The sequence below is a fragment of the Neisseria sp. HMSC056A03 genome (assembly GCF_001815685.1).
Lineage (GTDB): Bacteria > Pseudomonadota > Gammaproteobacteria > Burkholderiales > Neisseriaceae > Neisseria > Neisseria subflava.
The window spans coordinates 1-13,326 of sequence record NZ_KV821639.1 but is presented as its reverse complement, the minus strand read 5'-3'; the positions used below and the strand labels follow the sequence as shown (position 1 = coordinate 13,326).

At 47.1% G+C, this 13,326-nt stretch carries 17 protein-coding genes; 1 reads left to right on the top strand and 16 read right to left on the bottom strand.

Going from position 1 to position 13,326, the window contains the following annotated elements; genetic code table 11:
- Window positions 1–68: 68 nt before the first annotated feature.
- The 12 genes from HMPREF3052_RS06885 to HMPREF3052_RS06830 form a co-directional block, all read right to left on the bottom strand.
- Complete coding sequence (locus tag HMPREF3052_RS06885) at window positions 69–1,409, bottom strand: DUF2868 domain-containing protein (protein ID WP_070749292.1); 1,341 nt, start codon at window positions 1,407–1,409, stop codon at window positions 69–71.
- Window positions 1,410–2,180: 771 nt separating this feature from the next.
- A complete protein-coding gene (locus HMPREF3052_RS06880) occupies window positions 2,181–3,926 on the bottom strand; it encodes a DUF927 domain-containing protein (protein ID WP_083318803.1) in 1,746 nt (581 codons plus the stop codon).
- Window positions 3,923–5,023, bottom strand: a complete 1,101-nt coding sequence (locus HMPREF3052_RS06875) for a DUF7146 domain-containing protein (RefSeq protein ID WP_070749291.1) — start codon at window positions 5,021–5,023, stop codon at window positions 3,923–3,925. Before HMPREF3052_RS06875 ends, HMPREF3052_RS06880 begins: the two co-directional genes overlap by 4 nt.
- Window positions 5,020–5,205 (bottom strand): polyribonucleotide nucleotidyltransferase, encoded by a 186-nt coding sequence (locus HMPREF3052_RS06870; RefSeq protein WP_070440650.1) that lies wholly within the window; start codon window positions 5,203–5,205, stop codon window positions 5,020–5,022. Before HMPREF3052_RS06870 ends, HMPREF3052_RS06875 begins: the two co-directional genes overlap by 4 nt.
- The gene (locus tag HMPREF3052_RS06865; protein ID WP_049351938.1) at window positions 5,202–5,417 is read right to left on the bottom strand and encodes a hypothetical protein; all 216 of its coding nucleotides are present in this window, start codon (window positions 5,415–5,417) and stop codon (window positions 5,202–5,204) included. The genes HMPREF3052_RS06870 and HMPREF3052_RS06865 overlap by 4 nt, the downstream gene beginning before the upstream one ends.
- 219 nt (window positions 5,418–5,636) lie before the next feature.
- Window positions 5,637–5,945: a hypothetical protein gene (locus HMPREF3052_RS06860; protein ID WP_070749290.1), complete on the bottom strand. Its 309-nt coding sequence runs from the start codon at window positions 5,943–5,945 to the stop codon at window positions 5,637–5,639.
- A gap of 279 nt (window positions 5,946–6,224) precedes the next feature.
- Window positions 6,225–6,767 (bottom strand): terminase small subunit, encoded by a 543-nt coding sequence (locus HMPREF3052_RS06855; protein WP_070749289.1) that lies wholly within the window; start codon window positions 6,765–6,767, stop codon window positions 6,225–6,227.
- A gap of 66 nt (window positions 6,768–6,833) precedes the next feature.
- The gene (locus HMPREF3052_RS06850; protein WP_070749288.1) at window positions 6,834–7,532 is read right to left on the bottom strand and encodes a hypothetical protein; all 699 of its coding nucleotides are present in this window, start codon (window positions 7,530–7,532) and stop codon (window positions 6,834–6,836) included.
- 16 nt (window positions 7,533–7,548) lie between these two features.
- The gene (locus tag HMPREF3052_RS06845) at window positions 7,549–7,788 is read right to left on the bottom strand and encodes a helix-turn-helix domain-containing protein (protein WP_070749287.1); all 240 of its coding nucleotides are present in this window, start codon (window positions 7,786–7,788) and stop codon (window positions 7,549–7,551) included.
- 117 nt (window positions 7,789–7,905) lie between these two features.
- Window positions 7,906–8,109: a helix-turn-helix transcriptional regulator gene (locus tag HMPREF3052_RS06840; RefSeq protein ID WP_070749286.1), complete on the bottom strand. Its 204-nt coding sequence runs from the start codon at window positions 8,107–8,109 to the stop codon at window positions 7,906–7,908.
- A 94-nt stretch (window positions 8,110–8,203) separates the two neighbouring features.
- Window positions 8,204–8,968 (bottom strand): hypothetical protein, encoded by a 765-nt coding sequence (locus HMPREF3052_RS06835; protein WP_070749285.1) that lies wholly within the window; start codon window positions 8,966–8,968, stop codon window positions 8,204–8,206.
- Between the two features lie 204 nt (window positions 8,969–9,172).
- Window positions 9,173–10,396, bottom strand: a complete 1,224-nt coding sequence (locus HMPREF3052_RS06830) for a tyrosine-type recombinase/integrase (RefSeq protein ID WP_070749284.1) — start codon at window positions 10,394–10,396, stop codon at window positions 9,173–9,175.
- A 372-nt stretch (window positions 10,397–10,768) separates the two neighbouring features.
- Here HMPREF3052_RS06830 and HMPREF3052_RS06825 point away from each other — a divergent pair, with 372 nt between their 5' ends.
- Complete coding sequence (locus HMPREF3052_RS06825; protein ID WP_070749283.1) at window positions 10,769–11,761, top strand: tyrosine-type recombinase/integrase; 993 nt, start codon at window positions 10,769–10,771, stop codon at window positions 11,759–11,761.
- 27 nt (window positions 11,762–11,788) lie between these two features.
- Here HMPREF3052_RS06825 and HMPREF3052_RS11630 read toward each other — a convergent pair whose 3' ends face one another.
- From HMPREF3052_RS11630 to HMPREF3052_RS06810, 4 genes are all read right to left on the bottom strand, one after another.
- Entirely contained in the window at window positions 11,789–11,962 is a 174-nt protein-coding gene (locus HMPREF3052_RS11630) for a helix-turn-helix transcriptional regulator (protein WP_141756620.1), read from the bottom strand.
- A 49-nt stretch (window positions 11,963–12,011) separates the two neighbouring features.
- Window positions 12,012–12,230 carry a hypothetical protein gene (locus HMPREF3052_RS06820; protein ID WP_070749282.1) on the bottom strand — a complete coding sequence of 73 codons (219 nt, stop codon included), beginning with the start codon at window positions 12,228–12,230 and terminating at the stop codon, window positions 12,012–12,014.
- Window positions 12,223–12,681, bottom strand: a complete 459-nt coding sequence (locus HMPREF3052_RS06815) for a nucleoside triphosphate pyrophosphohydrolase family protein (RefSeq protein ID WP_070749281.1) — start codon at window positions 12,679–12,681, stop codon at window positions 12,223–12,225. The genes HMPREF3052_RS06820 and HMPREF3052_RS06815 overlap by 8 nt, the downstream gene beginning before the upstream one ends.
- On the bottom strand, window positions 12,678–13,326 hold a 649-nt coding region (locus HMPREF3052_RS06810; protein ID WP_070749280.1), incomplete at its 5' end, for a hypothetical protein. The genes HMPREF3052_RS06815 and HMPREF3052_RS06810, both read right to left, overlap by 4 nt.

Sequence of the window (13,326 nt, the reverse complement as noted above, 5' to 3'; positions counted from 1 at the left end):
TTTTTTGCAAAGGTCTCAGGCCGTCTGAAACCCAAACATCAGGTTTCAGACGGCCTTCGGTTTATCTGTCAAATAGCGCTTTGCCGTTTTTCTTGTGCCAAACGGGTCGGCTCCAGCCAGGCAATGTTTCTTTCTGCCAGCGCATCGCGCCAATAATCCAGTTTGGTATCCAAATCTTCAGAGAAACTGTCTTGATTCAAAAGCTGAATGATAACGCCGCCATCCGTAGTTTCGGCCAAGCGGCTGATTTGACGCAAAATGCCGCGGTCGGGAACAGTTTGCGTGCGTACGCCGATAAGAAGTTGCGCCGGAGTTTGTTTCAATTCGGCTTCCAATTGTTCCAAATCTTTTCTGCCGGCGACTACGCCTTTGTCTATCCATTCTTGCGCCAAAACGCCGGAAAACCAAAGCGGCTCAGGCCATTCCGTTTCCAGAGTAACGGCCCATTTAGGCGCATTATTCAGCGTAATTTTAGATGAAACGGGAACGATGTTTTCCTGAAAGTCATCGGCATCGACAATCTTCGTTTGCCATGTGCGGAGAATGTTTTGATAGTAGGGCTGATTCAGATCCAAACGTTCGCGCAGGGTTTTTAAAGTAATCTTGCAAGCCAGCCAAGCAAGCAAGCGCGGCAGAATACCATAGCAGATAATGCTGCCGATGAGTAAACCAGCCCAAGCGCGCGCATCTTCGATGTGATTGTTCAGACGGCCTGCAATTACAGCCTGACCGTCGGGAACAGGAAAGCCCAAACGTTCCGGCAGCCATGACAAAGCCTCAACCGTTTTCACCAATGCCGTATTGCTTAAAAGCGTACTTTCCCAGTTGAACGTATATTGACGCACCAAAAGCAGCAGCAAAACAGAAACCAACATTCCAGACAGCGTACAAAGCCACAGACTGTGTGAGGTTGCGCCAATCAGCCAACGCGTTTGCGGTTTGCGCCATTCGTCCATATAAAGCCGCAAAATAGCCTGATTGACCGGGTCTTTACCTCGAAACCAAGTTGCCGGACTGCTGATAAAGTGCACATTTTTCAAACGCAGGAATAAAGTCGCCAGCCACACCAGCAGCATGACCGTATTCATGCCCAAAATCCCGGCCAATACCAGAAAAAAGTTCAGCCCCTGATTGTCCATCAAAAGATAAGTGCTGGAAAAACCGACCGTAAACAACAACGTCGCCGCAACAATCCAAAGCCAAAACGAGCCCGTCTCCACCTGTTGCAACACATATTTCAAATGCTTGTCGCGGTCGATAATTTGAGCGCGGCGTATCAGTTTTTCCTCATTGCCGCCGTCAATATGTCGCAACGCTTCCGTCGCCTGCACAGGATCTCCCGGAAAAATATAGGCACGTTCTTCAAGGATACGGACCAATTCGACAAGTTTTTGCGATGGATTCAACATAAATGATAGGCCGTCTGAAAGATACAATGGAAACAGCTGTAAAAGCAGTTTCGATTTCGAATGGGTGTATAGTGGAATAGATGTAAAAAAAGCAGCCCGAAAGCTGCTCATTTTGAGTTGACGGAGAGACGCGAACTTAAGAGGTAATTCATTGTTTTATATTATATAAATAATAAATCAATTCAAATATACCCCCAAATAACCCCCCATCTTGCAAAGGTCAAAAAATTATTTAGCAGTCTAATGCTGGTTATTATAACTTTTTTTGGGGCGTGTTGTTATTTGAGTGAGTAGGCCGGCGGCTTCCCGCTCAAATTTAAAACGCTATATATATACAAAATGCACTGGTTACTCTGGTTACCTGGTTACCTGGTTACCAGCCCATAAAAACCCTTATAAATCAACGATAATGCGGTAACAAGTTATGCTCTTGTCATTGGTCACCAGTGCCGGTTAAGTGGTTACTCGCTGTTTTTTGCTTTCTTTTTATGGACTCCAAAAATTCAAGGGCTGTATTATTACGCGCGCGCGTATTGGTGTCGAAATTATTTATCCATCGTCTGTCTTTGTTGGTCATGGTGGAAACAGGGTGTAATTGCGCTTTAAGCGCGTTTTGCTTTTGGGTAGGGGTAGGTATAGGGTAGGGTGTGAATGGCTCTAATTTTTGAGATTTAGGGGCTTCCTGTCGATTTTATGCTTTCTTGGTTGGTCTGTCTGAATGTTTGGACGTAAAAAGCCCGCCATTGTCGATAATAGCGGGCTTGCTCTTGGTTATTCGTCAAAGTCGGGCGGGGCTTCTCCCATCAAAACATAAAATCGGCTTGCAACGCCGTTGCGTTTGCGCTGGTGTTGCCATCTGTCGTTATTGGTTTTTTTCGCCCATTTGCGAGTATGTAGGACTTCACATACTTTGCGCGGGCTATATCCCTTACAGACTTCATCTTCAAAGACTACGGGGATTATCCAATACTCATCTATGCTTCCCTCTTGTTTCCGATAACCTGCGTGATTTTGGTTTACGGTTTGGGTGTTCCAGTCTGAAAAGCGCATGGACAAGGCGTAAACGTCCATGAAAGCGGTTACTTGTTCAATGATTCGGCGGTCTTCGCGGTTTCCTGTGCCGTTTTCTTCCAGCCATTCATTGAAACACTGCTTCACTCCTGCCTCTCCTGCTCCTTGTCTCATGCCGGTAATAGGCGCGGCATATTCCAAGACAGCGGCCAAGAGGGCAAAGCGGCGGGCAATTCTTCGCGCCTGTCCTTCCATTGGCGGCAAGGTTTCAAGGAATTGGTCGCGGCGGGCTTCTACGGCTTGGGCGGCGGCTTCTTTTCCGTCTTTGAGGATTTGGCGGATAAGGGCGCGCCCTGCTGTTCCTCGCTGCTTGGCTGTGGCTTGGTTGATATGCTCCGACAGTTTCGCGCCATCTGTGAAGCCGTGCAATGTGTCGTAAATGCCGTATCTTGCCTCTGCCTGTATGTCAGGTAACCTAACATGATTACCGGCTTTCCATTGGGCGCGGTCTCCTATCAGGCTTTCAGGGTTTATTTCGCCGGTTGAAAGTATCAGATTGCGCCATGTTTTCTGCCTACGGTTGCCGCCATCTTTCGCCCCTTGTGTTTTTGATACGCCGTTGATTACGCTATAAACCATTTGCGGGATTTTTCGCGGGTCGGCTGTTTGGCCGATTTCATCTAACACCAGCAAGCCATCATTACGGGCTAAAGCTAAATTCTGCAAGCCAAGCAGTGTAGTATCCCAATTTCCTTTAGTGGTTTCAGGGTCGCCCCATACGCTCAAGGCAAGCCGGGCGGCGGTTGTTTTGCCTTTTGAGGAATCGCCCGCTAAATGGAAACCGCCTCCCTCTTCGTTCAAAAGTGCCAAGAATGGCGCGGCCATGCTTAAACCTAAAGCAAGGCATAGGCGGCTATTGTTCTCTGCGTATCGCGCGGCCTGTTCCTGCCATTCCTTGAGGCTGCCTTTTTCTGTGTAACCGTCTTTTTGGCTGGTGTCTCCGTTGTATAGAATGTTTGCGCCGTCTGCGTTAACGGCTTCCCCGCCTGCCAGTATGTAGGCTTCCCCGTTCCACCCGGCGCGGTCGGTAATGGTAAAGGCCGCCGGGCTTCCCTCTTTCTGCAAATAGTCTGCTAGTCTTTCTCTTTTTGCCCGCCCGCTCATGATGACTAGGCCGAAATTCTGCAAACGCTGCCAGCCTTGAACAGTGCCTATTTCTGCCTGTGGTAGGGCGGCGGTCTTTTGTTGGCGTGTGATTTTGTCTTTAAATTTGATGATCCGATAATACGCGCCGTCATTGTCTTGCCCCGTGCCAATAATGTCGATAGGGTCGGAAAGGAATTGCGGCTCTGCTTCGATAATATCTCCGTCTTTGTCGGTTCTAACGTTTATCCACCATACGCCCCGATTGTCGATTTCAAAGTGAGGGCGCGGGCGGAATGGCTCGATATTCTCAAGGTTGTAGTCTTTGGTGTTTTCCTGCTTCGCTGTTTCGGTATTTTTCATGCTGTCTGTCCTCCGAAATGATTGTCTGATTGCTTTTTCTCGTTCAGTTCGTCCAGTGCGTCATAGCCTGGCGTTTCGCTCTGCCATATGCTCGTCTTGATCCCCTGCTTAATGGCTCGCATTGCCAAGTCATAAGCGGCTCTGTAACCAACGGGGCGGGGCGTGTCGTTATCGGCAATAATCGCAATTTCTTTTATACCGTTCAGAAACTGAAAATTTGCCATGCTGTTTGCGCTCAAGGCCGCGTATAAGCCCCAATCGTAAGCCTTGTACAATTCACGGGCGGCAAGGGCGGTTTCTATTCCCTCTACAATGACAAGACGGCCATTTTCAGGAATCGGGAACAAGTGGACGGTTTGCCCTGAAATGCTGCCTTGCTTACGGTTTCGCATTTTCTTGGCCGGTAAGGTTTCGCCCGTTTCAGGGTGTTTGATTGCCAGTTTCTGATAGCGTGGTGCGTGTAGTCCGTCCTCTCCGCATGGCTTGTCATAGGCCGTCTGAAGATAGGTAAGGTGCAAGCCTTGTAGCTCCTCATCCATGTCGCGGATAGCGCAAACCATACACGGGAAACTACCAAGCAGAAGCGGCTTATCCTCGCCTGTTGTCCAATAGTCTTTTTCAGGTAGAAAACGGACGTTTTCGGGCAAATGCGCCATCTCCAAACCGCGTGATTTCAGATACTGGATAACAGGGGAATCGGGGCGGATAGGTTCTGTGCTTCTCCACAATGCGGCCAGTTTCTCGATTTGGTCTTTTTCGGGGCATGGTTGCGCTTGTGGGCGTGTTGGCGGTATCGGCAAAGGGTTTGCATTGTCCATGCCTAAAACGCCTGCAACCTGCTTTAAGGCCGTCTGAAAGTTGCATTGCAAATAGTGCATTACCAAGCCGAAACCATCGCCCGCGCCGTTGTTGTAATGGCTGCAAATGAATGTGCCGTTTCCGTCCTTGTCGTCATATCTGAAACGGTCTTTCCCTCCACACGCGGGACAGGGCTGGTGTTTATCGCGTAAAAACTTAGGGTCTATGCCGATGGCAGCGTGAATTTCCGGCCAGCGGTATTGCGCGGCTGCTCTGATTTCTTGGTATGTTGGTTTCATTTTCCTACCTCCTCGAATCTGTCCATAGCTTCGCGGGCTATGACTGATACAGTATGAATCGCCTCTTTTTGGCTTGCTCCGTCATTCACAATCAGCAAGATGGTGCTTACAACGTCCACCGCTGCGATTGCCTTTTCTTTGCTGTTTAGTTGGTTTGCCAGCTTATCCATGATGGTTTTCATTGCTCTGCCTCCTCTGATACTGGTTCTAAAACAATTCCGGCGGTTGGGTCGGTTTCCCATATCGCGGGCGTTTCCTGCTCTAGTTGCTCCGTGTCGGCGTGGGCGGGCTGGTTACAGGCTCGGACTACCAAAGCCAAAAGCAACACCCAAAACACCAGCAAAGCGCGGTTTAAATACCGGCGGAAACGGTCGGATTTATTGGTCTGTTTCATGGTTTTATCCTTTGCTCTGCCTCCAGTGTTTCAAAAAATGAATCTAATAAAATCAATTAGTTACAAAAACACTAGGGCGAAGTTTGCCCTATGCCGTCTGAAATAGGCGGCATAAAGGCGGGTAAATTTCAGGGATCGGGCGGGCTTAACCGGCGTGGGTTACGCTGTAAGCAGCCCATTCTTTCAGGCCGTCTGAATCGTCAGGGCACGGGGACGGGGTCAGTTTTGAATGTATCCCGCAAGCTCGGATGACAAATCGAAAGATTCCAAGTTTTCCGCATGGGGGACTAGGGTTTGAATGACTTTGGCAAGGCTTGCAGTGCTTCTGCTCGCACTTATGGGGGCGTTGCAGACGGGATGGGCGGCCATGTTGTCGCAAATGGTGTTGATGATTGCGCCCGTATTGGCGATAAATTCGCCGCCGTAGTACAGCGCGTCCATAATGCGGTTTGCCAGCTCTAAGGGGATGGTTACCGTTTGGGCTTGATTTTGAATGGTTTGGATTTGGGTAGAAGTGCAAGATTGCATTTGAAATGCTCCTAGTTAAATTGAGATTTGAGAAATGCCCGAAATAAGGGGGCGGTGCTCTCTCCTGTAACTAGTCAGGCGTGGACGTTGCCGTTACCACACACCGCCATAAACTTTGATATGCCGTCCAAAGCCTGTGAATAGGCTTCAAACGCCATAAGAGAAAATGGCGATAAAAAATCAGCGTTTACCCTGCTGATTTGGGCTAGTTAATTTAAGAGAGAACCTTAATTCTGCTTCCCAAAGCTCGATTTGTCAAATGTTTTTGCATTGGACGGGTTAAATTATTTTGTCCAATACAATTAGGACTACTGCATACTCAATCCGCGCTATATCATTCCCGACAATCGCCGTAATGTCGGCAAGCGTGATTTCACTGTATGACTTATTAAAAAAAGCATTGCTGACTTGTTTTCTTTCTTCTTCCGTCAATGGGCATTTGCGCTCTTCCTGTTTTACTTGGCTGATTTCCGCCTCTGCCTTGATTTCCGCCTTATCCACCAGCAAACCCAGCATTTTCGCCTTGCCCATCGTGGCCGATACTGCCGCGCTGCTTTGCGGTGTTGGGGCTGCCAGTGCCGCCGCCCGTGCCTGCTCCAGTTCGTGTAACAGATCGTCCACCGTTACCGCGTGTCGTTGCCGTGCCTCTGCCTTGAGGTCATCTACCATCGCGGAAATATCGGGGTCTTGAAGCAGCTTATAGGCTTCATTAGTTACCGTTTCGGGCTTCATGTTGTCGGTGTTGTAGGCTTGCCGGTATGCTTTGCTCGCATTGCCTGTTTCCACATACAGGCGGGCAAACTGTTCTTGCTTTGGTGTCATGTCTTAATCCTTTCAAAAAGCCGCCCAATAGCTGTTTTCTGCCTTTGGGCGGCTGTTTGGGTGTTGCTACTTCAAGCTATTGAAAACCGCTTCTTTTTCTTTCTCCATGTCTTTAAAGATGTCGAAAATAGCGTTTTCTTCCCCTCCTGTGCCGTCCATCATGTTGAAGAAGCCAGGCAAACGTAAATCAATGATTCGATTCGGCATAGATTCCCCATAGGTCGGACAATCAGGCCGCAAACCGTTTTCCTGAAGATTCGTTCTCATTTCAATGGCGGCCTTACCGATTCCTGCCAGTTTCGCGGCGGCTTTGGCATAGGCGCGGGCGGCCTCCAAATATTCAGGCAAGTGGGTCTCTTCAATACCGGCAATAAACATTTCATAGCGGGAAACGGCCAGCAAATTGCGAAGCTCTGAAATGTGGTTCAGATGTTGGCGGCGATCACTAAACAGGCTTTCCAACAGTTCTTTTTGTACTTCCAGCACATCAGCGGCGCGGTCTGCCTCTTCTCGCTTGGCGGCAATCTCTGAATCAAGCTCTTTGGCTTCCTCGGTGTTTGTGGGTTTACCCATCTTCAATAAATCGGCAAATATTCCTTTGCGCTTGCTTCTCAGCCCCGCAAATTCATTGATCACCGCTTCCGCCTCTGAAACACCGGCTTCAGCCGCTTCAATTTGGGCGGTCAGTTCACTGCATTTGTCCTCTTCCTCTTTCAGTAATTTTTGACGGGTTGCAAAAACTGTTTTTACATATTCAATGTTCATGTTTAAAGCTCCTAATTTAATTGATTAATACAAACCGTCCACGCTTCACGGTTTCCCCAAATTGGTTTGTTACTTCTTCCATCACGGTAATGATTTCATGCCCCGCCCTGCGAAGCTCCATAATGCGTGTGTTATAGCTAAGTATGCCCATCTGTGCTAACTCCCATGACGTGGCACTTCCTTTTCTCAATCGGGCTAAAACTCGTTCTCTTTGGCTTGGCGTTTTGGACTTAATACTGATAGAATGGTTATCCATAATTTTCTTACCTCTTAATTTGTTTGGCCGTCTGAATGTCCGTTCAGGCGGTTTTATTTTGACTAAAGGGATAGATTCCCGCTCATGCTTCGCGCGCGCGTATTGATCCGAAAACTCCTACTCTTCGCGCTTGGCTGCCAGTTTGTTGATATATTCGTCAATCTCGCTCGCAAGCCAGCCTGTCGCATTGGCAGAAATTTTGAAAGGGCGGGGAAAATCAGGGCGGTAATGGCGGCTCTTAGGGTTTGCCCAATTCCAGATAGTCGCTCGTGAAACGCCCATAACGCGGGCGGTATCGTTTACTCGTAATACAGTATTCATATGCTTTGCCTTTCTTAGCTGTGGTTGTATGACAAGCAAAAGAATAGCCGCCTCTGTGGGCGGCTGTAAGGCTATAGCTAGCTGATGTCCTGTACTAGCTAGCTGATGTCCTCTTTTCAAAGTTGTCTATCCATCGAAGTATTGTTTTTTCTGATGGTTCTCTAGGCGCGGCGATAACTTCTGAAGCAATTAAATCTCTTATCAATTTGTACAATGTCGTTTTGCCACCCTTTTTCTTCAGAATCTCTTGGTTTTCTTCTAGAATCTCATTCACTGCTGTTATCGTGCCAGCTTTTTCGTAAAGGCTTTGTTTGGCATAACCTCCCTTTTGGGCGTTTTCTGTTATTGCCTCTATGCTAATCTGGTCTTTTCTCAACTCCAAAGACATGAACTCTATTGATACTGTAATTAAGTTTGCTATTGTTTTGAATTGATTGAAATTTTCTTGCAATGGTTTGTTTTTGAAGTTTGAAATATACTCATAAATGGCCTTTGCTGTAATGAAATACTGCATTTCTAGAAGCATTTCAAAACTTTGCCCGAAGTTTAATTCTTCTATTACAGGATAAAAATATTCTGCATAATCAATTAGTCTGCCGTGTTGCTCCTGATACTTCTCTAACGCGTCATTAACCTGCTCCTCAACTAAAGAAACCTTGTAAGTTTCCTTATGACTCCATAGCGACACACCATGCTCAAATTTTTCAAGACTTTTAAATACTCTAGTAAACACCCTTTGGGCTTGCCAGCTAAAAATCCCTAGTGCGTCCTCAAATTCAGGGCTATTAGTAATATTGAATATAGCTGCATATTTTGGGTTATATACTGCAACGTTTCTTGGATATGCGATAGAAACCATGTAATACCTCTAAAGCTAAAAATATTCCGGAATATCAAACTTGTATAAAGGGTAACCAGTGGTAACCAGTTGGTAACCAGTAAATTTAAGTTAACTGATTACCGCTTTTTCTTTGTATTTATATTTATATTCATATAGTTATATTTGTAAAGTTTTGTGGTAACCAGGGTAACCAGTATATTTACTCACGCGCATAGGGATTTTTTAATCTGCCTTGTCTTTTTGGATCATCTGTAACGCTTGGTTGTATCGTTCCCGTAAATAGTCGCTATACCATTGCATAAACTCGATATGCTCATTCAGATAATCGGCGCGGTTATAGGCGGCGCGGATTTTGTTGTTCTCAACGTGGGCAAGTTGTCGCTCTATTGCGTCAGGGTTGAAACCTTGTTCATTCAAAACGCTGCTTGCAAGCGAGCGGAAACCATGCGGGGTAGCTATCCCGTAATAACCCATGCCGTTGATGATTTTGCCCGCTGTATTTTCGCTGATGTAACCAGTTTTGGATTTAGGGCTTGGAAATAGAAAGGGTGTTTCGCCGGTTATGGCGTGTAGTTCGTTTAATAGCTCAATCGCCCAATCAGACAAGGGGATTGTGTGCTCTCGTGGCCGTTTCATACGATTAGCGGGAATCGTCCATGTTTTGCGCTTAAAGTCGATTTCCTGCCATTGGCCGCCGCGTATCTCTTTGTTTCGGGCAAAGCAAAGCATGATCAACATTACGCAAATTCTGTTTTGTTGCTCACAATCTGCCAGTATCAAGCGGTGGTAAAACTCGGTCAGCTCTTCACGGGGCAGGGCGGGCATTCTTTTGCTTTCTGTTGGCTCTATATAGCCTTTCAGTAACGCGGCAGGGTTTCGGTCGGTCAATTCTTCATAGCCGGCATAGGTAAACACCGCGCCTATCCATTGCCTGATTTTTTCGGCGGTTTCCGATACGCCCCGCTCTGTTACTTTATCCAATACGGCCTTTATCTCTTTTTTCCCGATTTTGTTTATAGGCGTTTCCCCAATAATAGGGAAAACATCTGTTTCAAAGTACCGCAAAACACGGGCGGCATGATTAGGCTTCCAGCTTTTGCGCTTGGTGGTTTTCTCATGCCATGCTTTGGTAACGTTGGCAAAGGTATTCAGTAAGGCCGTTTTGCGCTCCTGTTTGGCCTGTTGCTTCATTGCTGATGGGTCTTGCCCTTGTGCAATCATGCGGCGGGCGTTTTCAGCGGCTTGGCGGGCTTCTACCAGTGAAACGGTCGGATATTTCCCGATGGTAAGAGTTTTCTCTTTGCCATCTATACGGTATTTCAGACGGAATACTTTCCCGCCCGCTGGTGTAACTTCAAGATATAAGCCGCCCCCGTCAAATAACTTGGTTTTCTTTCCAGTATCGGACGGCTTGGCGGCTTTGATTTGGCGGTCGTTCAGGGGCATTGGGGGTATGTTTTTAGGGGGTGTTGTCAGATGCCCCGAATCATACCCCCATATTTTGCTTTATTCAATTATATGGCATTGGGGGTATTTAGACACTTGGCAAGGGGGTTATTAGCCTGAAAGCCTTGCCAGTATTGAATCTTGATTACCTGCGTTAGATTTGATTAGACAAAAAAATAACCCCTGAAAGGGGTTGGGTGGTGCGGACGGAGTGCAATAAAACAGCAAATTGATTATAGTAGATTAGGATTGATTTTGATAGATTATACATATAAATCAATCTCATATCTGCACCATTCAATCCTTTATGATTGATTAGGGTTGATTATAACATATAATGCCGTGTCCCCTCACTGTCCCAATAATATACCAATGGCAACCATCGAAAAGCGTAACGGAAAGTATCGCGTTAAAGTCCGTCTGAAAGGAATAACTAAGTCCGAAACATTCGCCCTGAAATCTGATGCCGTGGCATGGGCGGCGCGGACTGAAGCGGCAATCTTGGACGGCGTACAGGGTAATGCGCCAAAAAGCCTATATTTTGCCGATTTGCTGACACGGTACAGGGATGAAATCACGCCCACGAAGCGAGGTAATAGGGCGGAAACATACCGGCTGAATCGTGCGTTACGATCCGATTTAGCCGATATAAAAGTCAGTGACCTGCGCCCACATCATTTTGCCCAATGGCGCGATAATCGCAAAAAAGAAGTACAGGAAGCAACGGTCAGACGTGAGCTTGAAACACTGTCGGCCGTCTGTCAAATGGCGGTCAAGGAATGGGGCTTATTACCGTCAAATCCTCTATTGCAAATCAGACGGCCTAGTAAAGGCAAGGCGCGGAACTACATACCGCCCGATGATATTGTCTTGGCTGTTGTGCGTGAGCTTGGTGTAGCTGACGGCGTGCCGATAATCACGGCAAAACAGCGTATCGGCTTGGCTGTCTTGTTTGCGATTGAGACGGCAATGCGTGCCGGGGAAATCTGTAACATGGCTTGGCGTGATGTGCATTTGAGCCGGCGCGTGGTGCATTTGCCGATGACTAAAAACGGTAGCAGTCGAGACGTGCCGTTGTCTAAAAAGGCTATGGCGATACTGGATAGACTGCCACGCTCTGAGAGTGGGTCTGTGTTTGATGTAAGCCCTCACACGCTGGATGTGATGTTTAGACGTGCAAGGGCAAAGGTTGATGGGGCTGAGGCCTTCCATTTCCACGATACGCGACACAAGGCACTGACGCGCATGGCGGCGAAAGTTGAACCTATGCAACTGGCAAAAATCAGCGGTCATAAGGATTTACGCATATTGCTGAACGTGTACTATAACCCTGATATTGGGGAGCTTGCTGATTTGCTGGATTGAAAAAAACCGCCTGTTACGGCGGTTTCTCTATTTCTGACGGCGGCGGCGGATAAAGTCGTGTACTTCTGCTTTCGGCCATAAACGTTTGCGCGGCGAAATTACAAACGGCTTTGGAAAGTCAGACTGCTTGCAAGTCTGATTAACGAATGTTGCGCGTTTGACGTGTAGTAATTCCGCGCATTCTTGCGCTGTTAGATACATCTTATGCCCTTTCGTATTTTCATCAGGCGGAAATACCGCCTGTCGGATTTCATTTGGTCTTCCCCCAGCCTATCAAACGATTAACCCAAGATGCCTTAAGCATAACGGGTAACCTTGCCACAATTTCGCCCTCATAAACCGCCGCGGCCTGCGCTCGAATCTTCCGCTTCGCCTCTTCAATGCTGTCAGCAAATACAGACGCAGACCATTCTTTACCGCCAAACTTATATTTGAATGTAAATTCTCGCTGCTTTGAATTTTTACTCATTTTCCCCTGCCTTTAAATACTTCACTAAATCAGGCTTAAAGTAGCCGTCTGACTTGGCGATTTTTCCGTTTTCATCAAATACCGGCACGCCGTCCTTAAACTTGCTCCAGTTGGATTTGTTCACTTCGTCCAGTGCACCCGCCATATCAAAGCCCATCATGTAGCCTACGCCGATTGCGGTTACAATCTGGTCGCAAAGCGCGTCAAGCAGTTCAGTGCTTCGATTTTGGCTTTCTTTCACAAATTCAACGGTTCGGACGGCGGTTTGTTCTTTAACCTTGAATTTGTTTGCGTAAGTTGTAATATGGTTTCTTAAGTGAGTACCGCGCATTAAAGCCTCTTGCATTTCTGCGATTTCTTCGAAATGACAGCCAATCTGCACGGCGATGTCGTCCGTTGTCGGCTTTGGCTTCGCGGCTTTAAACCATTCGATAATTTCTTTAATATTCATTGGTAGTCCCAAATAATTTCCACTTGTACCAAGTCTTTGCGGAATTGGTTGTAATTAATCAGGCTGATTCCTGTGTTTTGCTCAAACGGAATCAGGATTTTTTGCATGGCCGTCTGAATAAAATCTTTCAGCCGGTCAAAGTCTGCCAGCACCTTGTAGCCGTCTTGTCGCAATTCAGGGATACTGTTAACAGGCTGAACGGAACTGTTACACTCTGCCACGCGGAAGAAGTGCCAAGCGGCATTTAATACTTCTTCGCGCAAAACGTTTTCTTTTTCGTTTATCTTCTTGGCAATCGTGCGTAACGATTCGCCGTTGATGATGTCGAATAACGCTTGGATATAACGTTTCGGGCGATTGTATAGGCTCGCTGTGTACAGTGCGATTTGTACGCTTGCGCAATACAGGCCTATTTTTGAAACTGTACGTTCTGGGATAATTTCGCCGTATGCTTCCTGATATTCCGTCAAGCGAAGAACAGGCTTTAAAATCTCACGGCGTTGATTCGGCGATAGGTCGTCTGATTCTGATAGCTTCTCAATCGCCGCTTGTGCTTCGTTGGTCGTCTTGCTTAAGTCGCTGTCTGAGTAGATACAGGCGACAACGCGCATTGCACGGATAAGTTTCTCAAACACGGTTACACTG